General features: G+C 50.6%; 30 protein-coding genes. 18 read left to right on the top strand and 12 right to left on the bottom strand.

What is annotated here, in order from left to right:
• Positions 1-13: 13 nt before the first annotated feature.
• On the bottom strand, positions 14-391 hold the full coding sequence (locus MAQ5080_RS06555; RefSeq protein WP_156496536.1) for a hypothetical protein: 378 nt from the start codon (positions 389-391) through the stop codon (positions 14-16).
• Between the two features lie 318 nt (positions 392-709).
• On the opposite strand from MAQ5080_RS06555, the gene MAQ5080_RS06550 reads away from it, so the two are divergent.
• Genes MAQ5080_RS06550 through MAQ5080_RS06535 form a run of 4 tightly spaced genes read left to right on the top strand, consistent with a single transcriptional unit; the run spans position 710 to position 5350 of the window.
• Positions 710-2248 carry an ABC transporter substrate-binding protein gene (locus MAQ5080_RS06550; RefSeq protein WP_067207791.1) on the top strand — a complete coding sequence of 513 codons (1539 nt, stop codon included), beginning with the start codon at positions 710-712 and terminating at the stop codon, positions 2246-2248.
• Entirely contained in the window at positions 2248-3183 is a 936-nt protein-coding gene (locus tag MAQ5080_RS06545; RefSeq protein WP_067207794.1) for an ABC transporter permease, read from the top strand. The genes MAQ5080_RS06550 and MAQ5080_RS06545 overlap by 1 nt, the downstream gene beginning before the upstream one ends.
• The gene (locus MAQ5080_RS06540) at positions 3183-3971 is read left to right on the top strand and encodes an ABC transporter permease (protein WP_067207797.1); all 789 of its coding nucleotides are present in this window, start codon (positions 3183-3185) and stop codon (positions 3969-3971) included. The genes MAQ5080_RS06545 and MAQ5080_RS06540 overlap by 1 nt, the downstream gene beginning before the upstream one ends.
• Complete coding sequence (locus MAQ5080_RS06535; RefSeq protein ID WP_067207800.1) at positions 3968-5350, top strand: ABC transporter ATP-binding protein; 1383 nt, start codon at positions 3968-3970, stop codon at positions 5348-5350. Before MAQ5080_RS06540 ends, MAQ5080_RS06535 begins: the two co-directional genes overlap by 4 nt.
• A gap of 339 nt (positions 5351-5689) precedes the next feature.
• On the opposite strand, the gene MAQ5080_RS06530 is transcribed toward MAQ5080_RS06535, so the two are convergent.
• The 5 genes from MAQ5080_RS06530 to MAQ5080_RS06510 form a co-directional block, all read right to left on the bottom strand.
• Entirely contained in the window at positions 5690-6043 is a 354-nt protein-coding gene (locus MAQ5080_RS06530; protein WP_067207803.1) for a putative quinol monooxygenase, read from the bottom strand.
• Positions 6044-6068: 25 nt separating this feature from the next.
• On the bottom strand, positions 6069-6413 hold the full coding sequence (locus tag MAQ5080_RS06525; RefSeq protein ID WP_082861046.1) for a DUF6404 family protein: 345 nt from the start codon (positions 6411-6413) through the stop codon (positions 6069-6071).
• Positions 6414-6438: 25 nt separating this feature from the next.
• A complete protein-coding gene (locus MAQ5080_RS06520; RefSeq protein WP_067207806.1) occupies positions 6439-7320 on the bottom strand; it encodes a DMT family transporter in 882 nt (293 codons plus the stop codon).
• Between the two features lie 153 nt (positions 7321-7473).
• Positions 7474-7863, bottom strand: a complete 390-nt coding sequence (locus MAQ5080_RS06515) for a hypothetical protein (protein ID WP_067207809.1) — start codon at positions 7861-7863, stop codon at positions 7474-7476.
• 79 nt (positions 7864-7942) lie between these two features.
• Entirely contained in the window at positions 7943-8275 is a 333-nt protein-coding gene (locus MAQ5080_RS06510) for a DMT family transporter (protein WP_067207812.1), read from the bottom strand.
• A 164-nt stretch (positions 8276-8439) separates the two neighbouring features.
• On the opposite strand from MAQ5080_RS06510, the gene MAQ5080_RS06505 reads away from it, so the two are divergent.
• The 11 genes from MAQ5080_RS06505 to MAQ5080_RS06455 all read left to right on the top strand — a co-directional run bounded on the left by MAQ5080_RS06505 (position 8440) and on the right by MAQ5080_RS06455 (position 16993).
• Positions 8440-9531, top strand: coding sequence for an NADH:flavin oxidoreductase/NADH oxidase (locus tag MAQ5080_RS06505; protein WP_067207816.1), 1092 nt, complete (start codon positions 8440-8442; stop codon positions 9529-9531).
• A gap of 97 nt (positions 9532-9628) precedes the next feature.
• Complete coding sequence (locus tag MAQ5080_RS06500; RefSeq protein ID WP_067208011.1) at positions 9629-10543, top strand: LysR family transcriptional regulator; 915 nt, start codon at positions 9629-9631, stop codon at positions 10541-10543.
• Positions 10544-10637: 94 nt separating this feature from the next.
• Positions 10638-11627, top strand: coding sequence for a permease (locus MAQ5080_RS06495; RefSeq protein ID WP_067207819.1), 990 nt, complete (start codon positions 10638-10640; stop codon positions 11625-11627).
• Positions 11628-11635: 8 nt separating this feature from the next.
• Positions 11636-11869, top strand: coding sequence for a thioredoxin family protein (locus MAQ5080_RS06490; RefSeq protein WP_067207822.1), 234 nt, complete (start codon positions 11636-11638; stop codon positions 11867-11869).
• A gap of 122 nt (positions 11870-11991) precedes the next feature.
• Positions 11992-12363, top strand: coding sequence for a metalloregulator ArsR/SmtB family transcription factor (locus MAQ5080_RS06485; RefSeq protein ID WP_231870805.1), 372 nt, complete (start codon positions 11992-11994; stop codon positions 12361-12363).
• A gap of 15 nt (positions 12364-12378) precedes the next feature.
• Positions 12379-13401, top strand: coding sequence for an ACR3 family arsenite efflux transporter (gene arsB / locus MAQ5080_RS06480; protein WP_067207825.1), 1023 nt, complete (start codon positions 12379-12381; stop codon positions 13399-13401).
• A 30-nt stretch (positions 13402-13431) separates the two neighbouring features.
• Positions 13432-13926: a phosphatase domain-containing putative toxin gene (locus MAQ5080_RS06475; RefSeq protein WP_197464579.1), complete on the top strand. Its 495-nt coding sequence runs from the start codon at positions 13432-13434 to the stop codon at positions 13924-13926.
• Positions 13927-13933: 7 nt separating this feature from the next.
• Positions 13934-14944, top strand: coding sequence for an ArsJ-associated glyceraldehyde-3-phosphate dehydrogenase (locus tag MAQ5080_RS06470; RefSeq protein WP_067207832.1), 1011 nt, complete (start codon positions 13934-13936; stop codon positions 14942-14944).
• Between the two features lie 271 nt (positions 14945-15215).
• Entirely contained in the window at positions 15216-16436 is a 1221-nt protein-coding gene (gene arsJ, locus MAQ5080_RS06465; protein ID WP_067207835.1) for an organoarsenical effux MFS transporter ArsJ, read from the top strand.
• 60 nt (positions 16437-16496) lie between these two features.
• On the top strand, positions 16497-16697 hold the full coding sequence (locus MAQ5080_RS06460; protein ID WP_067207838.1) for an addiction module protein: 201 nt from the start codon (positions 16497-16499) through the stop codon (positions 16695-16697).
• Positions 16697-16993, top strand: coding sequence for a type II toxin-antitoxin system RelE/ParE family toxin (locus MAQ5080_RS06455; RefSeq protein WP_067207841.1), 297 nt, complete (start codon positions 16697-16699; stop codon positions 16991-16993). The genes MAQ5080_RS06460 and MAQ5080_RS06455 overlap by 1 nt, the downstream gene beginning before the upstream one ends.
• 36 nt (positions 16994-17029) lie before the next feature.
• On the opposite strand, the gene MAQ5080_RS06450 is transcribed toward MAQ5080_RS06455, so the two are convergent.
• The 4 genes from MAQ5080_RS06450 to MAQ5080_RS06435 all read right to left on the bottom strand — a co-directional run bounded on the left by MAQ5080_RS06450 (position 17030) and on the right by MAQ5080_RS06435 (position 21173).
• A complete protein-coding gene (locus tag MAQ5080_RS06450; protein WP_082861047.1) occupies positions 17030-19192 on the bottom strand; it encodes an EAL domain-containing protein in 2163 nt (720 codons plus the stop codon).
• Entirely contained in the window at positions 19176-20333 is a 1158-nt protein-coding gene (gene ercA, locus MAQ5080_RS06445) for an alcohol dehydrogenase-like regulatory protein ErcA (protein ID WP_067207844.1), read from the bottom strand. Before ercA ends, MAQ5080_RS06450 begins: the two co-directional genes overlap by 17 nt.
• Before the next feature lie 231 nt (positions 20334-20564).
• Positions 20565-20900, bottom strand: coding sequence for a zinc ribbon domain-containing protein YjdM (locus MAQ5080_RS06440; RefSeq protein ID WP_067207847.1), 336 nt, complete (start codon positions 20898-20900; stop codon positions 20565-20567).
• Positions 20901-20984: 84 nt separating this feature from the next.
• Positions 20985-21173, bottom strand: a complete 189-nt coding sequence (locus tag MAQ5080_RS06435) for a ribbon-helix-helix protein (protein WP_067207850.1) — start codon at positions 21171-21173, stop codon at positions 20985-20987.
• Between the two features lie 210 nt (positions 21174-21383).
• Here MAQ5080_RS06435 and MAQ5080_RS06430 point away from each other — a divergent pair, with 210 nt between their 5' ends.
• Both MAQ5080_RS06430 and MAQ5080_RS06425 read left to right on the top strand, forming a co-directional pair.
• Positions 21384-21824, top strand: coding sequence for a hypothetical protein (locus MAQ5080_RS06430; RefSeq protein WP_067207854.1), 441 nt, complete (start codon positions 21384-21386; stop codon positions 21822-21824).
• A gap of 155 nt (positions 21825-21979) precedes the next feature.
• Positions 21980-23017 (top strand): CobW family GTP-binding protein, encoded by a 1038-nt coding sequence (locus MAQ5080_RS06425; RefSeq protein WP_067207857.1) that lies wholly within the window; start codon positions 21980-21982, stop codon positions 23015-23017.
• A gap of 157 nt (positions 23018-23174) precedes the next feature.
• Here MAQ5080_RS06425 and MAQ5080_RS06420 read toward each other — a convergent pair whose 3' ends face one another.
• Complete coding sequence (locus MAQ5080_RS06420) at positions 23175-24059, bottom strand: EamA family transporter (protein WP_067207860.1); 885 nt, start codon at positions 24057-24059, stop codon at positions 23175-23177.
• A 144-nt stretch (positions 24060-24203) separates the two neighbouring features.
• On the opposite strand from MAQ5080_RS06420, the gene MAQ5080_RS06415 reads away from it, so the two are divergent.
• Entirely contained in the window at positions 24204-25610 is a 1407-nt protein-coding gene (locus tag MAQ5080_RS06415; RefSeq protein WP_067207863.1) for an aminotransferase-like domain-containing protein, read from the top strand.
• Between the two features lie 53 nt (positions 25611-25663).
• Here the strand turns inward: MAQ5080_RS06415 and MAQ5080_RS06410 are convergent, their stop codons facing one another.
• Complete coding sequence (locus tag MAQ5080_RS06410; RefSeq protein WP_067207866.1) at positions 25664-26266, bottom strand: hypothetical protein; 603 nt, start codon at positions 26264-26266, stop codon at positions 25664-25666.
• Between the last annotated feature and the right edge of the window lie 14 nt (positions 26267-26280).

The raw sequence follows: 26280 nt of genomic DNA, 5'->3' as shown, positions 1-26280 counted from the left end.
TCAACAAAACTCTTTAAGCAGAAACTGGGGGTGCACGACAAGCCGATACCGTACGGTAATGAACTTGTCGAATAACCACCTGACGGGGTGGTTTTATGTTGCGGCGATTTCTCTCCGGCAACACAAATTGCCCACTTGGCATAAGAAGCCAGTAGACAAACACAAAGAGGCTGATAATGCCAAAGAAGGCATACAGGGAGATAAGCGGGAGGTCTTTAAAGACCGTTTGGAAAAAGTCGCTCGGATCGTAAGCGCCACCTAGCGGGAAGATGATTAAGTTCACCGCAACCACAGCCAAAACAAACGCGTTCAGACGAGCCGCCCACTTCAGAGACTGAAGAGGCTGGCGTAGCTCGCCAAAGTTGCCCATCATGTTGTTCGTTTGCTTCACATCCACACTCGGATACCTACGTAATTGACCTGCGACAGAACAAAAATGATCACTAAATAATCAGTTTTGACGTAAATCAGAATTTCGACCGAAAATTGTACACACTAGTTCACCATCTCTCCACCCAAAATTTCAGCTATTTCAGGCCAACGTGCCTCTGATTCATAAATAAGTCGTTTTTAGTAATAAAAGCTACTAATAACCCCGAACCAAGATGAAAATCTTTCACGTTTAATCGACATGAAATTCATTCTCAAAAGAAACGTTATACCATAACATATGCGCATATATGTTATTAAAACTAAGGGTCTACAAGACATGAAATTGATCAAAGCGACCGCATTGGGCGCCCTCACCGTTCTCGCCTGCTCAAGCACACTTTCAAGCGCAGCTCCAACCGAGCAAAACACTGTCAAAATCAATGCGCCATTTGAGTTCTCAAGCATTGATCCGTCCCGCAGTGGCTACGTTTTCACACGTTTACAGGTGATCGAAACACTGCTCAATGTAGACACGCAAGGTAACTTGATTCCAGGCCTTGCCACAGACTGGCAAATCCTAGAGCAAGGCACGCGCTGGAGGTTGTCACTACGCGACGGAGTTGTTTTTCATAACGACAAGCCTATGACACCAGCAAACGTGGTCGCGGCGCTAAAAATTGCCCTGCAGAAACCAGGGGCATGGCAAGGCGTCCCAGTGAAAGATATTCATGTCATTAATGATCATCAGATCGATATTGAACTGAACACAGCTTACCAACCACTAGGGGCCGTCTTAGCGAACTACGCCAGCGCCATTCTTGCCCCAGAAGCTTATGCTGAAGACGGTCTAGCGCAGCAATTGATTGGTACCGGTCCATTCAGCGTTTATGAGTTAGCGGTTCCGCACCGTGCGGTAGTAGAAAAGTTCGACCAATATTGGGGCCAAAAAGCGCATGTTGAGTATGCCCGCTACCTGACCGGCCACCGCGCGGAAGCTCGTGTGTTACAAGCACGCAGCGGCCAAGCAGACATCGTTTTTGGCTTAGATCCTGCGGCGGTACCAACGCTTAAGCGCTTACCAAATCTAGAAGTCGTACGCTCTGACCTACCGCGTACCCTAGTGGTCAAAGTAAACGCTAGCCAAGCCTTCCTCGACAGCGTCGAGGCACGCCAAGCCTTGAGTTACGCACTAAACCGTCAAGGCATTGCCATGGCGGTGTTACGCTCTCCAGAAGCCGCTTCGGCACAAATCCTACCGCCGTACATGAGCGATTGGTACGTAGCCGACAGCGACAGTTCCCAGAACCTTGCCAAAGCTAACAAACTGATGGCAAGCCTAGGTTGGCAGAAAAACAGCGAAGGCTGGTTAGAACAAGACGGCCAACGTTTTGAGATCGAGATGATCACCTACGCCGATCGCCCCGAGCTGACCACAGTGGCGACCGCGATCCAAGACCAGTGGAAGCAAATTGGCGTCAAGCTTAACGTCAACATCACCAACTCCAGCGCCATCCCTGCCGGGCATGCGGATGATTCGCTTGATACCGCTTTGATTGCCCGCAACTACGGCGTCATCGCCGACCCATTGGGTACCCTAATCAAAGATATCGGCCAAGAAAAAGGCGGCGACTGGGGCACTATGAACTGGTCAAACAGTTATGTAAAAACCACGCTGACAGAACTGTTAAGCGAGACCGACCCGAGTGTTTACAGACAAAAGGCGCAGCGCATTGCCCAAGCCATCTACGATGAAAAACCGCTGATCCCAGTGGCCTACTACGTACAACAAACGGCGGTCAGTAAGCGCCTCCAAGGCTTCCGCTTTGACCCCTACGAGCGCAGTTTCTTCCTCAACGAATTAACTTGGGTGAAATAATGCGACAACTGTTGTTAAAACGCCTACTACAGCTCATCGCTGTGTCATGGGGCGTCGGCACACTGACCTTCATTTTGATGCGTTCTTTGCCGGGCGACATGGCCTACCGCATTGCCGCCAGTCGCTATGGTATGGATGCCGTGGACAACCGTGCCGCGGAACTGGTTCGTCAAGAGTTAGGCCTCGATCAAGGGGCCTTAGCGGCTTACTGGCAGTGGTTTACCGACCTTTTGAGCTGGAACCTTGGTAATTCGCTGGTCAGTGGGACACCTGTGTCTGAATCCCTTTGGCATATGCTGGGGCACTCTTTGTTGCTGGCGGGTGCAGGTATGTTGATTGCTCTGTTGATCGCCATCCCCCTAGGCCTAGCCAGCGCTTATTGGGGCGGCTGGCTGGATCGTACCTTGCTCACGGTCTCCACGGCCATGCGTGCGGTGCCAGTGTTTGTCATTGGTTTGTTAGCCGTGATCCTGTTTGCCTTGGAGTGGAACCTGCTTCCGGTGGCCGGCTTTGGCACGCCGGCCCACTTGGTGCTACCCGCCTTAACCTTGGCATTAAGCCTGGCGGCGATCTCTAACCGTGTGATTCATACGGAAGCCCAACGTGTGTTCGGCTCGTCGTTTTATGAGTTTGCCCGCCTCAAAGGTTTATCCCCTTGGCAAGCCTTCCAACACCACGGCATCCGCAACATTGCCGTGCCCGTGGTTGCTTTCTTAGGCATCCAGTTAATCACCGTCATTGAAGGCGTGGTGATGATCGAATCGCTGTTTTCTTGGCCGGGCATCGGTCATGGCTTGGCACACGCTATCTTCGCCCGCGACATTCCGGTGATTCAAGGCGCAGCATTGATGATGGGCATGATGTTCGTTGTGTTAAATACTTTGGTGGACATCGCCTGCCATTACCTTGATCCACGTGGAGGACGCATCGCCTAATGCTTCGTTTATCCTTTACTCAAAAATCAGGGCTGCTGATATTAGCCCTGCTGCTGGCTTACGCCCTGGGCGCACCGTTACTTCAGTCTGGTGATGCCACAACCCAAAACTTAAGCCAAATATTAACCGCGCCGAATGCCGACTACTGGATGGGCACAGACCATTTCGGTCGCAATATGTGGCTGCGTTTGGCAGAAGCCTTACAGCTGTCGCTGATGATGGCGGCTCTGTGTGTATTGACCTCAGCACTGATTGGCGTCACCGCAGGGGTACTGGCGGCGACGCGAGCACCTTGGTTTGACCGCCTTATGGACGGCGTTGTGACCATGATCTTGGCGCTACCAGGCCTGGTCTTGGTGCTGATCTTTGCCGCCATTGTACCGGGCTCATTCTGGATGCTGTATGTGGCCATTTCCTTGATCCAATGGATCGAGTATTTCCGCATCAGCCGCGCTATTACTCAGCGTTTGACCCAGTCGCCAGCGGTGCAGTCGTCTCAGTTAATGGGCTTTGGTGAATGGTATATTTTCCGCCGTCACTACTGGCCAGCCATCGCCCCACAATTGTTTACCATTGCCGCATTTGGTGCCGCCAATGCGATTCTGATGATGGCCTCATTAGGCTTTGTTTATGTCGGTATCCAGCCACCGCTGGCGGAGCTTGGTTTGATGATTGTCGAGCATTTTTCGTACTACAGTGACGCCCCTTGGCTGTTGGCTCAGCCACTTATCGCGCTGGCGCTGGTGGTGCTAGCGTGTCAATTAATGGGCCGAGGTAAGTCACTATGAGTTTGATTCATATCGAGAATTTGTCGATCTACGCGGGCATGATTGAACTGCTGGCACCGATCAGCCTAACGGTTGAGAAAGGCGAGCGTTTAACCATCTTAGGTCAAACGGGCTCAGGCAAAAGCCTGCTCGCACAGGCCATTATGGGCAACTTACCTCGCAGTCTGCATAGCCAAGGCCAAGTGTCTCTGTTTGGCCGTATGGTTGATAATGCTGAACGCCAAGCATTTTGGGGCACACAAATCAGCATGCTGCCGCAGGAGCCTTGGAACTCTCTGGACCCCTTGATGGGGGCCAAGCAGCAGTTGGAGCAAACCTACCGTATGGTGGCGGGTGAGTCACCTGCAGAAGCTCGACAACAAGCCGCTTACACCCTTGCCTTACAAGGCTTGCAGGACAGCGGTCATAAACGCGTCGATCAGCTGTCGGGCGGCATGGCACAGCGTGTGGCTATTGCTTGCGCCATGGCCGGTGGAGCACAAGTACTGTTAGCCGACGAGCCCACCAAAGGCTTGGACGTCTCACGCCGTGACCAAGTCGTACAACAACTGCTAAGTCAGTCAGAACAAGGCGCACTGATTACCATCACCCACGATGTGGCAGTGGCGCGTCAGATTGGTGGACGTATGATGGTGATTAAATCTGGTGAATTGGTCGAGCAAGGTCAGGCCAACGACATTCTGACCGCACCAAAACATCCGTTTACCCAAGCACTCATCGAAGCCGATCCAAAAAACTGGAACGAAGCGGAGGGGGATACTCGCCATGGTGAAGCGCTGATTTCCGCGCAAGACTTGACCATTGGAAGAGGTGACACAGCTCTCTCCAAACACCTCAACTTTACCCTACACCAAGGGGAAGTGGTCGGAGTGGTGGGCGACAGTGGCTGCGGTAAAAGCACCCTTGGCGATACCCTTTTAGGTGTGCATAACGCCATGGGGGGACAGGTCAAACGTCATAGCAAGGCACCACGACATCAATGGCAAAAACTTTATCAAGACCCGACTGCAGCAGTGAGTCCAGCGGTCTCCTTGCGCACCTTGCTCAATGATATGGTGGCATTGCATAAGATTGATCGCTCACGCATCGCCCCTCTTATGCAGCAGCTGGGGCTCGCTGAAGACCTGCTCGAGCGAAATTCGGAAGGTGTCTCAGGTGGTGAACTGCAACGTTTCTGTATGTTACGCGCCTTGTTACTCAATCCGGTCTTTCTGTTTGCCGATGAGCCAACTTCGCGTCTAGACCCCATCACGCAACGGGAAGTGAGCCAGCTACTCGTGGATGTGGCCAAGCAAAATGGCTGCGCGGTGATGCTGGTCAGCCATGACCCAGATCTGATTGAGAAACGCTGCGACCGGGTGATTCGTCTCAGCGCTTAAACTCAGTCAATGCCTGCATCCCTACCCTAAACCCCCGCCCTTGTGCTGGGGTTTATTTTTATCGCGACTTTTTTAATCAGACGGGTTGAAATTCATACAAAATGTTATAGTATAACATTTCAAGTTAATTAATGAGTTGCCCATCAGATACGTGAAACAAGTGAACTTCGTTATCTGCTGGCCACGCCTTAATTAACTGCTACTCCCAGCGCTCCGGGGATTGGTTTCTGTGTCGAGGCTCCTGCCCTTTCATACGTTCGAATTGCACGTATGAGGAAACCATAACCGAGTCGGCGCATTGCACCCGAATATCACGCGCCGTGGTATTCGGGTTATTTTTTACTTAGCGAATACTGGCGCATCAAAGTCGATCGGCTCATCCGTGTAGATACACACGTTCCAATCCGCCGCTAGACCGTCTTCTGCCTGGCAGTACTTGGCAAAAAAGTCCGCGATTTCTTTACGCTGACAGTGCGCTTCAAACGCCGCCATATCGGCCCATTGCTCATGGAAGGCAATCGGAAAGCTTTTGCCTTCAGCAAATGGGCTGGTGATATGACGCGTGACGCGGTATTGAATACAACCGTCTTCACGCAGCGTGTTCGGCTCAAGACTTTGGAGCACTTCAAATAGGGCCTGTTCTTGACCTTCTTTCGGTAAAAATTGTGCGACACAGTAGACTTTACTAGACATAAATAACCCTTATAAAACAATGAAATTACAGTGACGCCCAGTCACTCAGTTGCAGCTTACGACGACGTATCGCATAGAAGGCCGCCATGCCCACCCCGTAGACAACACCCCATACTGCCGCTTTATCCATCGCCGTTTGCAGGGTGTCTTGATTACCAAGTAAGCCGAAGTACATCACCAAGAAAATGATGATGGCGAAGTACCAAAAGGCAATGATGGCGTTCAAATGGAAGCCTAGATAGTACGGTGGTGGTACCTTGATGCCCAGCATACGCAGCAAACTAAACATGGGTGGTTTGTAGTTAGACAGCCAAACACCCTGAGCTTGCAGCTCCGCATGGGCTTTCATTAATTTATCTTCAAATGACACGTCATGTTCCTTTTTCAGTCGCTCGCTAGGAAGCGCGAGCGTTTTTAAGCAGTTGAGTGACCGAGAAGCCCGTCACCCAGGAAGTGCCCGCAAGCACCAGCAGTGTTCCTATGAACGTATTCCAGCCCACAGGTTCCCCTAAAAACAGATGGCCCCATAGAATACCAAACACCGGCACCAAGAAGGTCACTGACAAAGCGGACGCGGCACCAATCTCATCAATCAAACGGAAATAGAGTATATACGCCAAGCCAGTACAAAAAATCCCTAACATGATGACCGCAAAGCCCACTTCTAGAGTCATCGGCTCACGTGCGGGCATCAGTATCGCGAGCGGTAACAGCAAGATGCTCGCGCCCCACATGCTGCCATGGGCATTATTAAAAGAGGACACTTTCGGCGCAATTTTCGTGTAGTTAGTGGCAATGCCATAGCAAAATGCCGCCGACACGCTGCATAACATTGGTATGGCGGCATCCCAGCCCACCAGACTTGCCTCTTTGCCAACTAGGACAAATACACCCAATACCCCGAGTCCTAAGCCCACCATAAACTTCTTGGTTAAACGGTTGCCACCCCACACCACCGAGATCAAAGCGCCCCAGATCGGCGCCGTGGAATTCAAAATCGACAAGGTGGAGGCATTGAGCGTTTGCGCCGCATAGGCAATCAAGACAAAGGGTAACGCAGTACTGAACAAGCCCAGAATCAGGTAGTGTTTAGGATGGGACAGAAATGCTAAACGCTTACGCAACAGTAAGGCAATCAGCAACAGCGTGATGGCAGCTAACAGGATGCGGGCTTCAATCATCAACGCCGGTCCCATAGGATTGGCGGCAATGCGCATAAACAGGAATGAGCTACCCCATAAGGCAGCCAAGACAAACAGGCTAAGCAAGCTGGCCATTTTAGACATCCTAAAAGACCCTACTTTGCTATAAGTATTCCGGTAGGACAACCCGAAACTTGCGCAAGGCAATCACAGGTTGTCCAGGTATCCGGGAGGCGCAATTCGGCAGAAAAAACGCGGCGCTAGGCGCCAGAAAAAACGTCTAACGATTTACTTGCAACGACGGCACATAACATAGCTGGTCGCGATCCACACCACCACCATTAGTGGCGCTACCATAATCAGCGGTAGGCTTGGGTAATCTGCGAAGCAAGTTAGGAAGCCGTAAGCGAACGTCAGCAGGCCAACCACAACGAAGCTTGTTGCGAAGTTCACCAACAATTTCACTTGTTGCGCTGTTTCTAACAGCGTGACTAAACGGACAGTCGTACGCACTGCCCAGATCGCAGGGATCAACGGCAATAAGGCAACGATGGTAGACCAACCACTTTCTGGACAAAAGTGAATGAAGATTGCGCTAAATAGCAGCAATAAGATGAATGCAGCAATGGGAAGAAATAAATCTTTTGCGCATTGGTATTTGCTTAATAAGCTAAACATAGAGTACCTCTAATATGCCAAATTGACTTAGCGCAAATTACGCCTAGGTAAGCTATTTCACTATCCTGTTTGCGACGAATTAATGCCCACTTGCGTTGGAGAACAGATTAATCACAATTACTCCCAATAAGATCAGCCCCATGCCCAGCAGCGCCGCCAAATCGAGCTTTTGCTCGAACAAGAACCAGCCGATGATGGCCGTTAACACGATCCCAAGCCCAGCCCAAATGGCGTAAGCAATGCCGACTGACATCACTTTCAAGGTCAGCGACAGAAAGTAAAATGCCAACGCATAGCCAACCACCACCAGCACACTGGGTCCCAGCTTGGTAAAGCCGTCACTGGCCTTGAGTGCAGACGTGGCAATCACTTCCGAAACGATCGCCACCAACAAAATAATCCATGTTTTCATCGCGCCTACCTTCTATCTCCACAAGACATCGAAAAAACGAATAGCTGTTATTTAAAAATGTAAATTTATGAATAACCAAGAATCCCTATTATAAGCCTTACCTTCTCGCTGGCCGACTTCTTTTACTTCGCCAGCCATACGATTACTTACTAGGAGCAGACCCAATGGCTCAGCTGTTTACGCCCTTTACCTTGAAAAGCATTACCCTAAAAAACCGCATCGGCATTCCGCCCATGTGCCAGTACAGTGCCGCTGAAGACGGTGTGGCGAACAATTGGCATAAGCAACACTACGCTGAGCTGGCCCGTGGCGGAGCTGGTCTAGTGGTGGTCGAAGCCACAGCCGCCTCCCCAGAAGGGCGTATCTCGCCCAACGATCTCGGCCTTTGGAACGATGAACAAGCCGCTGAACTGGCTAAGGTGGCGACTTTGATCAAAGACAATGGCAGTGTAGCCGGTATTCAAATCGCTCACGCAGGTCGTAAAGCCAGCGCTAACCGCCCTTGGGAGGGTGATGATCACCTAACAGAAGACGACCCACGCGGTTGGGACACCATCGCACCGTCAGCGATTGCATTTGGTGCCAATCTACCCAAAACACCTAAAGCCATGACACAGTCAGACATTGACCGTGTGCAGCAGGATTTTGTCGCGGCGGCACAGCGCGCCCTAGACGCAGGCTTTGAGTGGCTAGAATTGCACTTTGCTCACGGTTACTTGGCTCAATCTTTCTTCAACCGTGACGCCAACCAGCGTACTGACGAATACGGCGGTAGCAAAGAAGGTCGCGCTAAATTCCTACTCGACACATTAAAAGCCGTGCGTGAGGTATGGCCAGAGGAGCTGCCACTGACCGCGCGTTTTGGCGTGATCGAATACGATGGCCGCGATGAAGAAACCTTGGCGGAGTCGATTTGGCTCGCCCAACAATTCAAAGCACATGGGTTGGACTTCCTCAGCGTCAGCTTTGGTTTCTCTACACCCAACGTGGACATCCCTTGGGGGCCATCTATGCTGGCGCAAACGGCTGAGAAAGTACGCCGCGAATCTGGTCTACCGATCGCCTCAGCCTGGGGCTTTGATCAGCCACAGGACGCGGAACGCGCCATCCTAGAGGGCCAAATGGACCAAGTCCTGATTGGCCGTGCCTACCTCGCTAACCCACGCTACACCTACCAATTGGCGAAAGCACTAGAGCTAGATGACGCGTCCTGGGTTTTGCCAGCACCGTACGCACACTGGATTGGTCGTTATTAAGGCCTAGGCAAGCTACACTTACTCTACTCTCTTAAATTGAGAACTTAGAGACACAACACGGGCACTGGCCCGTGTTGTGCGTTTACAAGGTTCTGTTATGAATATCTTTCGTCGCGATTTAAATCTGTTACTGCTGTTTCATGTGCTTTACCAAGAGCGCAATGCCTCGCGTGCCGCCCAGCTGTTATCCATCAGCCAACCGGCGTTAAGTCATAAGCTCAACAAGCTACGCGATGAATGGGGTGACCCCTTGTTTATCAAAGCGCCGCGCGGCTTAACGCCAACCCCTAAAGCCCACGAATTGGCACAACAAATTGGCGATTTGATGCCGAATTTGGAAGCCTTTTACGCGACTCAAGTGGAGCCAGACTTTCGCAAACGTGACGATAAAATCGTGATTTATACCCATGATTACTTCGAAATGTGCTCGTTATCGTACCTTTTGAAGGTCATGCGCGAGCAAGCCCCGAATGTGCGCTTTGTGATTCGTAATACCCGCGGCGAGCTGCCTCGAGCAGAATTAGAAAATGGTCAATGTGACCTCGCCATTGCTGGCTTTTACAAAGATCTACCGGACACCATGCGCCAGCAGTTTGTTGGCGAGCGTAGCTACATGGTGCTCGCGTCAGCAGACAACCCCTACATCAAAGGCGACGCCCTCGATTTGGAGGCCTATCTACAATGCGAGCATTTGGTGGTCTCGGTCTCCGGCGACTTGATTGGTGAAGTGGATCGTGAGCTGGAACGCATGGGCAAAAAGCGTAATGTGGTGGCCGGCATTTCCAGCCATTTAGCGCCGATCCATATCATTCAAGAAAATCCAGAGATCATCACCACTTGCTTTGAGAGCGTCGCACAAAGCGCAGTGCGCAATAACCCTACACTGCGCGCCTATCCCGTACCGGTTGAGATCGCTAGCGTACGCTTACATCAGGTGTGGCACGAGCGCACTCACTCCGATCCACTGCGTCGCTGGGTGCGCCAGCTGATTTATGACTTTACTCACTGTTAACCTGACAAATAACAATCCCTTATAGAGACTTTTCCGCTAGGCTAAAAGCGAAACATTAGATTTCGCAAATATTGCGCCATACAAGGAATAGGTCATGTTTGAAGTCTTTACACGCTTTGCTGATTGGTTGGCATACGAGGTGATGTCCTTGTCGCCAGCCAGCAAAGTGGGCGATGCGGTTCATTTCTTTATCGAAGACGTGAGCAAGATTTATGTACTGCTGCTGGTGATGATCTACCTCATCGCGCTACTGCGTGCGTCTCTTAATGTGGAGCGAGTGCGTAACTATCTGGCGGGCAAAAACCGCGCCGCAGGCTATGTACTGGGCTCTGGTTTCGGGGCCATTACGCCGTTCTGTTCCTGCTCTAGCATTCCGGTGTTCCTTGGCTTTACCTCGGCGGGTATTCCGGTGGGCATTACCATGTCTTTCCTACTCACCTCGCCCTTGATTAACGAGGTGGCCGTACTGCTTTTGATGAGCCTGTTGGGCTGGAAATTCACCCTGCTGTATATCGTCGTTGGCATGACCGTGGGGATTCTTGGCGGTGCTTTCCTTGATGCCATCAAGGCCGAACGTTGGTTGCAGTCCTTTGCCCAAAAAGCACTCGCCGCAGGCCAAAACGCTCAGTTGCCAGAACAACAAGACACCGAAACACTGTCTATGGCGGAGCGCCATCGCTTTGCCAAAGACGAGACCTTGGACATTTTCAGTCGTGTTTGGAAATGGGTCATTATCGGCGTCGGCCTAGGGGCAGCGCTGCATGGTTTTGTACCGGATGGCTGGATCGAACAATATCTAGGTGATGGTCAATGGTGGACCGTGCCTGCGGCCGTGGTGCTCGGCATTCCACTCTATTCCAATGCCACTGGGGTGATCCCAGTGATGGAAAGCCTGATTCAAAACGGCTTACCGATCGGCACCACGCTGGCTTTTTGTATGAGCACGGTGGCGGCCAGCTTCCCAGAATTTATCTTACTTAAACAAGTGATGCAGTGGCGTTTGCTGGCGACTGTCTTTGTTATGTTGTTGCTGTCTTTCACCTTGGTGGGATGGCTCTTTAATGGATTTTCATCCTTCTTATGAGGTGCCCTATGAAACAAGTCAAAGTGTTAGGAAGTGGTTGTACTAAATGTCAGAAAACTGCAGAGCTGATCGAGCGCATTGCCGCCGAACAAGGCGTTGAGGTGAGCGTCAGCAAAGAAACCGATGCGCAGACGTTTCTACAATACGGCGTCATGAGCACCCCTGCCGTCGTCATTGATGAGGAATTAAAGCACTCGGGCTCCATCCCGCATACGGATCAAGTCAAAGCCTGGCTGTCATAGCCTTGGCACAGGTCTTACAGAAGCCAGATAAATATTTCTTATCTGGCACTTTTAAATATTCGTTTTTCCATATATCCTCTTATTCATATATATGAATAAACAGATATGGTTAAAATCTCGTCATGCCGACAACCCCAGAAATGGACATCAGTCCGATCCAATTTTACAAATGCCTCGCCGATGACACGCGCCTACGCTGCATGTTGCTGATTCAGCTGGAAGGCGAGCTGTGCGTCTGTGAATTGACGGAAGCCATCGACGAAAGTCAGCCAAAGGTTTCCCGTCACCTTGCCCAACTGCGCGGCTGCGGCCTGCTGACCGACCGCCGCCAAGGCCAATGGGTGTTCTACAGCATCAGTGACGCTTTACCTGATTGGGCAAAGTTAGTGCTACAAATCACCGCCTCTGAAAACTTGGACACCATTGCCGCGGATATGGCGCGCCTCGAAATGATGGGCGATCGACCAGAGCGCGCTAACACCTGCTGTAACTGATCAAGGACGCATAGAATGGGCATTTTTGAGCGTTATTTAACTGTTTGGGTGGCTTTAGCCATCATTGCTGGCATTGTCTTGGGGCATGTGGATCCTCACGCGTTCGCTGTCATTGCCAGTCTAGAATACGCCCACGTCAATCTAGTGATCGCGGTGCTGATTTGGCTAATGATTTACCCGATGATGGTGCAGGTGGACTTCGGCGCCATTAAGCATATTGGCGATAAGCCGAAAGGCTTGATTCTGACACTGTGCATCAACTGGCTGGTCAAACCCTTCACCATGGCGTTACTCGGCTGGCTGTTTTTTAAAGGTATTTTTGCCGACTGGGTCGACCCACAAACCGCCAGCGAATACATCGCCGGCATGATCCTGCTGGGGGTGGCGCCTTGTACCGCGATGGTGTTTGTCTGGAGCCAATTAACCAAGGGCGATCCTAACTACACCCTGGTACAGGTCTCCGTCAACGACCTAATTATGATCTTTGCCTTTGCGCCGATTGCAGGGTTCTTGCTGGGGGTCACCGACATCAGCGTGCCTTGGGACACACTCACCTTGTCGGTGGTGTTGTATGTGGTCATTCCTCTGATCGCCGGTGCGTTAACACGCCAAGCCCTTAGCCGTGGCAGTGATGAGCAACGCTTACATGACTTATTAGCTAAGCTAAAACCTTGGTCGGTGATCGGCTTACTCAGCACCGTGGTGCTGCTGTTTGGCTTCCAGGCGGAAACCATTTCCTCCAATCCGCAGGCGATTGTACTGATTGCCATCCCGCTGCTGATTCAAAGCTATGCCATTTTCGCAGTGGCCTACTACTTTGCGCACAGGTTGCGCTTAAGCCATAACATTGCCGCCCCTGCCTGCATGATTGGCACCTCTAATTTCTTTGAACTGGCGGTGGCGGTCGCCATTTCATTATTTGGTTTGCACTCTGGCGCGGCGCTGGCAACTGTCGTTGGAGTATTGGTAGAAGTGCCGGTGATGTTAAGTTTGGTGTGGTTTGCGAACCGCACACGTCACTGGTTTAAAGCGGTTTAATGGGGATTTGAGCCCTTTATGGAGCAGAATATGACACACCCTTTTGACGTGCTTGCCTTGGACAATGGCGCAAGCTTTATCTTTACCCCATGCCCTGGAACACAAGAGGTGTCCCTAGCAGACTCGGTTGCGACGCTTAAAGCACAACAGGCGGATGCTGTGATCAGCCTATTGTCCGATCATGAGCTGGATGAACTTGGGGTGCCAACTTTAGGTCAACAAATTACCGCCCAAGGCATGGCTTGGTATCAGTTGCCTATCGAAGATTTCCAAGCGCCGGAGCAACCTTTCTTCGATGCCTTTTTGCCAGTGAAAGATGAACTCCTTGAACGTTTATCCACACAACAAACCATTGTGATTCACTGCCGTGGCGGCTCAGGTCGTACAGGCTTGATGGCAGCCATTTTGCTTTTGGAATCCGGCCAGTCATGGGCACAGGTGAAGCCTTTGATTCAAGGCATACGCCCGAAAGCGCTCACGCTCGAGCCACACGTTAATTTCTTTATTCAACAGTATTCAATTTGAGGCCACTATGACAATTAAAGTAGGTATTAATGGTTTTGGTCGCATGGGCCGTTTGTCGTTCCGTGCCGCATTCGATTGGGATGATGTAGAGTTTGTACAGATTAATGACCCTGCAGGTGATGCAGAAACCCTAGCCCACCTGATCACGTTCGACTCCGTTCACGGCCGTTGGCACCACGAAGCCAGCGCTGAAGGCAACGAGATGATCATCAATGGTCAGCGCATTGCCTGCACACAGAACAAATCGATTGCTGAAACGGACTGGTCTGGCTGTGATGTGGTGATCGAAGCCAGCGGCAAGATGAAAACCAAAGCGTTACTACAAGCCTACCTTGATCAAGGCGTAAAACGCGTCGTAGTGACGGCTCCGGTGAAAGAAGACGGCGTACTGAACGTGGTTATGGGTGTGAACCATGACCTATACGATCCAGAGCAACACCCTATCGTTACCGCAGCGTCTTGTACGACCAACTGCCTCGCGCCTGTGGTGAAAGTGATTCACGAGAAACTGGGCATTGAGCACGGCTCCATGACCACGATTCACGATATCACCAACACGCAGACCATCTTGGACGCGCCCCACAAAGACCTACGTCGTGCCCGCGCTTGCGGTGCCAGCCTAATCCCAACGACGACAGGCTCAGCGACAGCGATTACGCATATTTTCCCTGAGCTAAAAGGCAAGCTAAACGGTCATGCAGTGCGTGTGCCATTGGCCAACGCTTCCCTAACCGACTGTGTGTTTGAAGTGAGCCGCCCAACGACCGAAGCAGAAGTAAACGGCTTCCTAAAAGAAGCGGCCGAAGGCGAGTTAAAAGACATCTTAGGTTACGAAGAGCGCCCATTGGTATCGGTGGATTACAAAACCGATCCACGCTCGAGTACCATCGACGCCCTTTCGACCATGGTCATCAATGGTACACAGGTGAAGCTGTATGCTTGGTATGACAATGAATGGGGCTACGCCAACCGTACTGCAGAGCTAATGCGTATGGTCGGGCGTTTGGATCAGGATTAGTTTTTTCATACTACGATAAATCCAGCCTGCGATCCGGCTCAAACAGCGCGTCCTTGCGCTGGATGAGCCTTGCCATCATCCTGATGGCCGATCTTAAGGCTTAGGATTTATCTTACCAGTGCACTTGCTCAGCTTAGCTTGAAGATGACAAGCACTTAGCCCATGGATGGGCGACCCGACCGTCGCGCACAAGGATGTGCGTCGGTCGGTGCTGTCATCATCAAGCGAGGCGTTAACCACTTACTTTGCTCATAAACGGAATCAAGATCTCATGGGAGCACTAGCCAATCTTTCGCCAGCGATCCGCCAATATATGGTGGTGACGGGTAATTACTGGGCATTTACCTTAACCGACGGCGCGTTGCGGATGTTGGTGGTGTTGTATTTCCACGGTTTGGGTTACAGCCCACTGGAAATCGCTATGCTGTTCTTGTTCTACGAGATTTTTGGTGTCGTGACGAACTTGGTCGGCGGCTGGTTGGGGGCGCGTCTTGGTTTAAATCGCACTATGAATATTGGTCTGTTTCTACAGATTGTAGCCCTCGCTATGCTGCTCGTCCCAGCGAGCTTATTAACCGTGCCTTGGGTAATGGGCGCACAGGCGTTGTCGGGCATTGCCAAAGATTTAAACAAGATGAGCGCCAAAAGCTCGATCAAGCTTCTCGTACCCAGCGATGCCCAAGGTCAGCTGTATAAATGGGTGGCGTTGCTGACGGGCTCAAAGAATGCTTTGAAAGGTGTGGGCTTCTTCCTGGGTGGGGCGTTGCTAAGCGTATTTGGCTTTAAAGGCGCGATTCTGGGGATGGCGGTGGCCCTCACCTTGGTATGGATCGCGAGCCTGTTAACCCTTAAGAAAGACCTAGGTAAAGCGAAGAACAAGCCAAAGTTTGGCGATATCTTCTCAAAAAGTGCCGCGGTGAACTACCTTTCTGCGGCGCGTCTATTCCTCTTTGGCGCCCGCGATGTGTGGTTTGTGGTGGCCTTGCCTGTGTTCCTTGCCAGCACCTTTGGTTGGGATCATTGGTACGTGGGCGGCTTCCTCGCCCTTTGGATTATCGGCTATGGCATTGTGCAAGGCTTTGCGCCACGTTTTACTGGCAAAGCGCAAGGCAAGGTTCCCGATGGACGCCAAGCCTTAGCATGGGCCCTTACGCTCGGCGTGATCCCTGTCGCCATCGCCTTAGCACTGAGTTTTGATTGGCAGATTGAATTTGCCATTATTGCCGGCCTGCTGGCCTTTGGCGCCGTGTTTGCCATCAACTCATCCCTGCACAGTTACCTGATCGTCAGCTACGCCGGCCAAGACGGCGTGTCTCTTGATGTGGGCTTTTACTATATGGCCAATGCCATGGGCCGCCTCATCGGCACCCTGCTCTCCGGCTGGTTGTATCAAGAATATGGCCTAGCGGTGTGTTTATGGGTATCGGCAGGATTTATTGGCTTAACGGCGTTGATTTCGGTGAGATTGCCGAGGCATGAAGCTGGCGAATAATTCGCCAGCTTCCGTTCACTAACGTATACTAATAAAAACATTCAAACTAGGTTCATCTTTATGAATATCAATCACCTTTCCACTAAAGAGAAAGTTCAGCTTGCTGAAGAACTTTGGGAAAGTGCTTATAAAGAGCAATCTTCAGCACCGATCAGTGATGAGCAAAAAGCGATTCTAGATGCGCGATCCGCTGAATTTGAGAAAGACCAAAACATAGGCACAGAGTGGCACTTACTTAAGAAACAGTTTACGGAAGATTAATGCCTTACAGAATTTTTGTTCGCAAGGAAGCAGAGCAAGATATTCGTGATTCTCTCGACTACTACAAACGAATAACCCCAAAACTTGGCCATGATTTTATATCTCGAATGGATGTAACCATCGCTCAAGTCGCTCTCAATCCATTTCTATACCAACTCGTTCATCGAGATATTCGTCGTGCTTTGCTGAAGCAATTTCCAATTGGTCTTTACTACAAAGTGCTTGGCGACAAGGTAGTCACTCTTGCGGTTATGGACAGCCGAAGATCACCGCAGAACTGGAGAAAGCGGAATTAGCCCCAAGGACAAGGTCAGGCTGAGACAGCCTTCCTACTACTCTAGTGCTGATAGATATTCGTAAAACGCCGCCTGATCCATTGGGCGGGCGATAAAGTAGCCCTGTGCTTCATCACAATGGTAGCTGCGTAACAACTCTAAAGTGGCGGGGTCTTCTATGCCCTCGGCGATGGTTTTCAAGCCAAGGTTGTGCGCCATTTGGATAATGGTGCGAACGATCACGTCATCGTCTTGGTTGTGCTGCATATCTTTAATAAAGGCCTGATCGATCTTCAATTTATTGACAGCAAAGCGCTTTAAGTAGGCCAAGCTTGAGTAGCCTGTGCCAAAGTCATCAATCGACAATCGACAGCCCATCTGTTTCAGGTTATGCACCTTTTCTAGCACGTTATCCGCATCTTTAAGGATGATCGACTCAGTGAGTTCTAATTCAATCATCTTGGCCGAAACCCCCGCTTGCTTTAAGGCATCCCGCACGGTTTGTTCAATATTACCCGAGGTAAACTGAACCGCCGACAGATTCACGCCAATGACACTGTCGCTGAAGCCCATCTCATGCCAGATTTTGACTTGTCGGCAAGCTTCTTCCAATACCCATTTGCCGATGGCGACGATCATGCCAACTTCTTCGGCGACGGGAATAAACTGACTCGGAGAGATCAAACCCAACTCGGGATGACGCCAGCGAATCAGTGACTCAGCCCCGATTAGCTTGCCCGTCTTCAGGTCAATTTGTGGCTGATAATGCAGTTCAAATTGCTGCAACTCCAATGCTTTACTCAAGCCCAACTCAATGACCAAGGTCTCATTCGCCGCCTCGTTCATAGCCTCGTTAAAATAACGGTAGGTATTTCGACCTGAGGCTTTCGCTTCGAACAGGGCCATGCCCGAGCGCTTCAGCAGATTATCGAAGTCTTCACCATCTTGCGGGTAGATGGCGACGCCCATTGAGCAGGTTAAGGACAATTCTTGCTGCGCAGCAAAGAATGGCTTCATCAACGCCGCATGAATACGATTCAGTAAAGGTAAGCAGGACTCAGCGCTACTCAGGCTTGGCAATAATACGGTAAATTCATCCCCCCCTTGGCGCGATACTATCCCCGCACGGCCGATATACTGTTGTAGACGCTGACCTATCCTAACCAACAGTTGATTGGATTCGGTATAGCCCAATAGATCGTTAACGTTTTTAAAACGATCCAGGTCCAGCGAGACAATAGCCATCATGTGGTTATTCGCTAAATCATTGCTATAGCGGATAAATTCTTGCTGCAGTTTGTTATGGTTAGGCAATTCTGTAAGCGGATCATGCAAGGCAAGGAATTCGGCTTTCTCTTGGTTGAGCATATGCTCGTGCACATCGGAAAAGATCCACACACTGCCCTCATCCGGCGCATTAGGGTTAATCGCATTCCCAGTCAATTCACACCAAATAGCGGCCCCATCTTGGCGAATCATTTTGACGCGCCCAGTGAACTTATGGCCGTTGGCCAGCTCTTTGTAAGCTTCATCACCAAACGCCTGGTAAGCGTAGGCATTCTCATAGAAATCATGAGTAGAGCGGCCATTCACTTGGCCTGGCTCACAACCCAGCATCTGTTCAAATTTCCGGTTACAGGTTTGGATGGTTCGATTTTTAATCCACGCCAGGCCTACTAACGCATTATCAAGCAAGGCTTCCTTTTCATTTAGAAGGCGCTGCAAGCTCTGCTGATGTTGCTTGCGCTCGGTCATGTCGCGGCCCACTACGGTAATAAAGCTTTGCCCCTCAAACTTGGCCAAGCGACAGGTCAGTTCTAAGCAAATTTGTGTCCCCTTATGCTCGATCCAAAACTCACTGCTGATCCCTTCATTATCGTCATGATGCTTGGTCAGTTGCTTTAAATGATGCATCAACTCGCAGAAAGACGACTCAGGATCTTGGCGCATCAGATCTCGGTGGCGACCATTGCTAATGTCTTTGGCAGTTAAGGAAAAGAACTGGCAAACGACTGCGTTCACATCACAAATCTGAAACGGTTGCAGTGACAGTAAAATAATCCAGTCGGAGGCAAAATCCAGCAGAGCGCGAAAACGTTTCACCTGCTCTGCATTTTCACGCAGTTGCGGATAATAGTTTTTACGCACCGAGCGCTCACCTAAACCGATGATTTGCTCTAACCGCGACTGCGCATCTTGCGGTTTACATGGCTTCGCCATAAAGAACCTTTAAATCCGCCATAGAGGCCATACGTGGGTTAGTGACTAGGCAAGCATCGTTGTAAGCATGGGCGGCCAGCTCAGGAATATCCGAACTGTTCACGCCCACTAATGATAGCCGGTCGGCAATCCCCAAGCGGTTACGCAGCGCGATAATTTGTTGGGTGACGCGCTTGGTGCACTCCGCGATCATCATGCCGCGGGTATCAATCCCCATGGCCGCAGCAATGGCATAGTAGCGTTTACCACCCGCCTGCATATTAAAACGCAAGACGTGATCAAGCAGCAGCGCATTACATTCACCGTGCGCCAGATTCAAATAGCCTCCTAGGGAGTGGGCCATGGCATGCACAGCCCCCAAGCTGGCATTGGAAAAAGCCAAGCCCGCTTGCAGAGTGCCCAACAGCATATTCTCACGGGCTTCGATGTACTCTGGGTGATTGACCGCGATTTCAAGGTTAAACCAAATTAAGCTAATGGCCTTCAGCGCGTGGATTTCAACGATCGGCGACGACGCCGTCGACACATAGGCCTCAATAGCATGGGTCAGCGCATCCATCCCGGTACAGGCGGTGAGGTACTTATCCAGTGTGGTGGTGGTTTCAGGATCGATCAGCGCCACATCCGGCACCATGGTTTTACTAATGATCGCCGCTTTATAACGCTCTTCTGAGTTCATGATGATACAGAACTGGGAAATATCAGCGGCTGTGCCCGCTGTGGTCGGAATACAAATCAGAGGCGGCCCAGGAAGATCGACTTGATCAATGCCCTCAAAGCCCAATATATGGCGGCCGTTGGCGTGCACTATGCCAATGGCCTTAGCGCAATCAATCACACTGCCACCGCCAATGGCGATAATCACATCACAGTCGTGCTCAGCATAAAATGCGGCCCCGGCCATGACTTCGTAGTCTTTCGGGTTCGGTGTGATATCTGAAAACACCACGGACGCCACACCGACCTGATTCAAGTCGTCAACCGCATCCTTCACCCAACCGGCTTCGATCACGCCCTTATCACTGACAATCAATACGCGTTTCGCCGCCATGTTTTTCGCGTAATTCGCCACGCGATGGCGTGCACCAACGCCAAAAATAAACTCCGGAGCAACGAACTTTCGCATTTCGTACAGCGCCATGGAATACCTCACAATATCATTGTTACTAATCCCTCAGACGTTGTCGGTCCTAATGCTCTAGCATAGCCTAGTCTTTTGAAAACTTATTCAGGGCTATTGTTACATTTGGTATATGCGCCCCAGCTGATATTGTGTCGTGACTGACACGCGTAACCGTATCGAGATCTAGGCCATAAAAAAGGCCCCTATTTAGGAGCCTTCTTCACATCAAGTTGCTGTTCGATCAGTCGCTTAAGCTTTCTTAACAAACTGAGATTTCAGCATCATGTCACCGGCGCCGTCGACTTTACAATCGATGTCGTGGTCGCCGTCTACGAAGCGTTTGATAGTGGCTTTGGTACCCACTTTCAGTACTTGAGAAGAACCTTTCACTTTTAGGTCTTTGATCAAAGTCACCTTGTCGCCTTCCGCTAGAAAATTACCAACCGCATCTTTTAGGATCAGCGCGTCTTCGTCTACGATCTCTTCGTTTGGGTTCCACTCGTAGGCACACTCAGGGCAGATCAGCATAGATTGATCTTCATAAACGTATTCAGAGTTGCACTGTGGGCAAGCTGGAAGACTCATACTTCAATAACCTCAATAGGAATAGGGAAAATTTGCATCGCATTATAACGCAATGACAATAACATGATAATGTTTTTGACAGGATTAACCTTTTTTAGGTGCTTCTTCTAACACCTCTTTGGTGAAGTCCACCTCGTGATCTTCTAAATAACCACGAATCAGCTGGCGCACTACCTGGGATGGAGTCAGATCTTGTTCGGCACACAATTTCTCAAACGCCTTCTTTTTACGAGGGTCGAGCAATACAGTAAAACGGGCAGTTTTGCTTTCCATAAGGCATCCTTAGTGGGTCGATTTATTATCATTTGATTATAATTACTGCCTCACTTAATTGCGACACATTCCTTAATCTAAACGCATTTCAAAGGGCTCAAAGCCAGAGCTCATCTATAACCCAAAGCCAATTTGTTATAATATAACCTTTATAAAAATACATCCGATTGAGGTGCTTATGTGATGCACAAAAGCACCTAAGAGAGCACCATGAAAGACATCAAAAAGGTATTTCGTAACGTCGAGCAAGCGCTAAAAAAGACCAGCTGGCTCCAAGACGGTTGGGAGATTTACAACCGCGGCCCTTACATTCAGTTATACAAAGACACTTGGCACAACCATAACCAAGGTGGTGTGCATTTCGAGACCTATATCGAAGGCCCGCAAATTAAGCAAAAAGCCTTTCCTATCTGCCTTCATGCCGAGGAAGACTGTCCTAACCAACAGCGTTTTATCGACGCCTTTTTAGCCTTGGAAGGCGAGCGTATTAACAGCTGGAAAGACTACAGTGTGATTGGGACGGGCCATAATATCTGCCAACGCACCCTGCCCCTCAATTTCAAAAACCTAGAGCAGCGTTTAATGGAAGAATTCAACCGCCTGCGCCAATTAGAAGCCAACATCGATCTGGCATTAGCTCAAGTTGAATGATCAAATAACGCAAAGCATGTCGGAATATGGCTAGCCTATGCCGTGAAAACGCTGCAGACTAGCCACCCAGTTAAACCTTTATCACCGGCTTTCTGATTCGACCATTGAAGGGTGATCAGCAACTGCCAACAGCCGTACCAAAACGAAGAGACACTATGAACGAGCAAGCCAAAGCCATCCCCACCAACATCATCACAGGGTTCTTGGGTGTTGGTAAAACCACGTCGATCAATGGACTGCTAGCGAATAAGCCAGAAGGCGAAATCTGGGCCGTGCTAGTGAACGAATTTGGCCAAGTGGGAATCGACCAAGAAATGATGCCGGACCAAGACGGCCTGCACGTCAAAGAGCTCTCTGGCGGTTGTATTTGCTGTGCCTTAGGCCCTTCTCTACACAAAACCGTTAAAGGTTTAATCGAGCAAGCTAAGCCGGATCGTCTGATTATCGAACCAACTGGCATCGGTCATCCCGAAGGTATTATCGATACGCTTATGGGGCCGGCGTTTAAAGACAAACTCGACCTGCGCGCCACCATCTGTTTGCTCGACCCGCGCTCTTTGGGCGATGAAAACGTGATCAACAATGAAACCTTCCACGACCAACTTAACCTGGCTGACGTGGTACTGATCAACAAGTGCGACCTAGCAGAACCTGAACAGGTAGAGGTGGTGGAAGAAAGCCTTGGCAACATGTTCCCACCGAAACAACATGTAGGCCGCACCACACGCGCACAAATCGACCCAGCCTTGCTGGACTTGGTGCGCAATGGCCAACTACAGGCGCAATTTCCAGAAGCGCATACTCACGAGCACCACGATCATGATCACAGCCATGACCATCATCACGACCATGGGCATGATCACCATGAGCACGAAGCTGTGGCGGAGCCCGGTAAACCGATCCGCAAGATCGGTAATGGCAGCGGTCTATTTAGCTGTGGCTGGATCTTCCACCGCGATGATTGCTTCGATTACTGGGAATTGGAAGAAATCCTAAACGGCTTAGAAGGCATTCACCGCATCAAAGGCGTGATTCGCATTGGCCATGCCTGGGTGTTCTACAACCGCGTCAACGATGAACATGACTTCGACAAGGTGGCCTACCGCCGCGACTCACGTATCGAAATCATCAGCCCACGTGAGCTAGATTGGCAAGCACTCGAGCAGCAAATGCTAGGCTGTTTGCAGAAGTAACACGCTCAACAGCAGATTCAGGGGTCAGATCCCTTTAACGCCGAATCCAAAGAGTTGCCTGCCCATCTTGATGTATAAGGGATCTGACCCCTTAACTACGATGGGCAATTTTATTAACTCAACATCTCACGCTTAGGGGTCAGACCCCTTCACCACCCTAGCCTAATTTCACCGCCACACCCCGTCCTTTGGGCAGTTTCATCTCACTGACTGCCACACCTAACAAGATCACCACCGCAGCTATGCTTTGTGCCGCATCTAAACTTTCCCCAAAGAACAAGTAACCGCCGATTAGGGCAAATACCGGTACCAGCAAGGTCATGGGCGCGACGCTTGAGACGGAGTATTTGACGATCATTTTATTCCAGAACCAGTAGCCCAGCAGTGTGGTTGGGTAAGCTTGGAAGGCGGCAGAAAACAGCACTGAAGCGTTCATCTCGGTGAAGGACTGCATCACCGAGTCTGGGCCGCTGACGCTCAGCGCTAATAACAGTAATGGCAGCGGCGCGAAGGCCATGCCCCAGATATTAAAGGCGAAGATTTCGCGGGTGCCAGAGCGTTTGACGATTAAGCCATTAATGCTCCAAAACACCGAGGCACAGAGCACCAGCACTAAGCCTAACGCCGTTACGGTGCCTTCTTGGTTCCAGATAATAATGCCTAAGCCCAACAGTGCCAGCGCTGAGCCGAGTACCTTGCTGACGGTGACTTGCTCCTTGAGTAAGTAACGACCCACTAACAAGCTGCTGATAACGCTCATATCCAGCAGCAAGGATGCCAAGCCAGAGGAAACACCCGCGCCCACTGACAAGGTCGTCAGCCCCCATACGCCGACACCAAAGGTTAAGCCATAAGCCATCAGATAACGCCATGGCACATTCGGCCGGCGCACAAAGAAAATCAGCGGCAGCACCGCCAGCGTAAAGCGCAAAGCGGTCAGTAGAAATGGGTCGATATTGTTGACCCCTAGTTTGATCACACTGAAGTTAAACCCCCACAGCGCCATCAATAACACCAACAACAAGCTATCCTTTTGCGTCATGATTTGTCCTCCTCTGTCGTCGCAGTTGCCAATAAGTCAGGACTGAGTATGGTGCTGGGCTTGCTAAGAGAGCAGATTCAATTTTTAATAAAAATAAGAGTACAATTTAAAAGACTGTCTTTTGTAAGAGAACAGATCAACGCCATGACCCTTTACGAATCCTTAGCGCAAAGCTTTATCGACGACATTGTCAGCGAGCGTTTACCAGTGGGCGCACGTCTGCCTGCTCTGCGCCAATTGGCACAGCAACACGGTGTGAGTTTGACCACCGCCGGCAAAGCCTATGGCTATTTGGAAGATCGTGGCTGGATCTATGCTCGACCTCAAGCGGGCTATTTTGTCGCCAATCGCAGCCAGATTGCCGAATTTCCGCCCTTATCGAGTCATTCACTCACGCCGCGGGATCCTAGCCGCTTTGCCCCGAAAAAGGGTTATGACAGTGGTTTAAGCGGCTTTGCACCCTTGGGTACTTCCCTGCTCGCGCCAGCTTTATTGCCGGAAATGGAGCTTACGCGCACCATTAAACGAGTGACTCAACGCGCTAGCCAAAGCATGTTTAGCTACCCAGAAGCACAAGGGCTGGCTAGCTTACGCCAAGCGCTAGCGGGCCACTTTCGTGACAATCATTTTCCGTTTAATGCGGATGAATTGGTGATAACTAACTCAAGCTTGGATTCCGTGCGTAGCGCCCTTGAGTGTTTGAGCGAGCCACAGGATACGATCGCGGTGTGCTCGCCCTGTTTTAGCGGCTTATTGGATTTATTGACCACATTAAAGCGTCACATTATCGAGATCCCAGTGACCCACGCAGGCATTGACCTTGAAGCGCTAGAAACGTGTTTTGCACAGCAAAAAGTCTCTGCGGCCTTGCTTAGCACGACTCATTTGAACCCTCTTGGCATTACCCTTCCAGCGGAGCAAAAACAAGCCATCGCCCGCCTAGCCGCCAAATATCAGCTGCCGATTATTGAAGACGATGTTTACTTCGAGTTAAGCCATCAAAAGGACAAGCCACTGCCAGCGAAGTATTGGGACAAGGACGGTTACATCCTCTGGTGTAGCTCCATATCCAAGACCTTAGCCCCAGGCTTGCGACTAGGTTGGTGTTTACCAGGACGCTACTTTGACCAGTTTTACGGCCACCATAGCCACACCAGCATGGGCATCAATAGCTTGGTGCAAGCCTGCATTGCGGAGTTTATCCTGTGCGGTGATTATCGTAACCATATCAATAAGGTGCGCCCTATTCTGCAGTCCCAAGCACATCAATATCGACAGTTGTTGGCGGAGCATTTACCCGCTTCTGCCCAGATCAGCGCGCCTCAAGGAGGCTTGGTACTCTGGATCAGAATCCCAGGCTTGGAGACCGATCAACTGGCCGATGAAGCTCAGAAAATCGGCGTCGATATTCGTCGCGGTAGCTGCTTCAGCACCCACCCTGATTATAATGACTGCTTGCGGATTAACTGCGGCTGGCCCCTCTACCTAGAGATAGATAGCGATAGTGCACAGGCGCAATTACTGCGCCTGTGCCAATTGATTAATCACTAAGGGGGCTGACCCCATACCTAAAGCAGGTTACGTAAACTTAGTCATTGATGGGGTCAGCCCCCCGAACTAGCCGCCGTAAGCACCATACGGCGATACTGCAAAATCACCAACAAAATCAAACAACCGGCCGCCAGTGAAAAGGGGAACAATACCGTAGTCACCGAGTAAGCTTCTAACGCCACCACTGAACAGGCATTACGTAGAATGAGAATAATAAAGAACAGTCGGCTCTCTTCAAACGGGCGATGATACGCCTTGCGGAAGGTTGGCCCAAAACCAAACATATCCACCGTGGTTAGAATAATCACGGTCCACAGGGGATCATTGGTGATGTACCAGAGTGGCAAAGACGCCAAGGCAATGATCAGAAACCACCAATCGGATCGAGTGATGGTCGAATCGCCGCGTTTTACATACGCCAAGACCGCCACCAAGATGGTAACAAAGCCCGATAAACCAATCGGCCACGCCCCCACACCGCCTTCAGCTTCCAGCTGCGCAAAGAAGATAATGGTGGTGGTAATGCCCCAGATCACCCAAGAGAACACATGCGGCTTCACTTGGCCACGCAAGATCGCCACGATATAAGGCACAAAGCCCGCCATGGCTAAGATAATCGCGATGCCGCTAAAGAGTAGTTTTACGTTGCCGTCCATGTGCCCTCCTATCT

The organism is Marinomonas aquimarina (assembly GCF_900089755.1).
Classification (GTDB): Bacteria; Pseudomonadota; Gammaproteobacteria; order Pseudomonadales; family Marinomonadaceae; genus Marinomonas; species Marinomonas aquimarina.
Note: the sequence above shows the minus strand (reverse complement) of the source record. Positions and strands in the feature narration are given on the sequence as shown.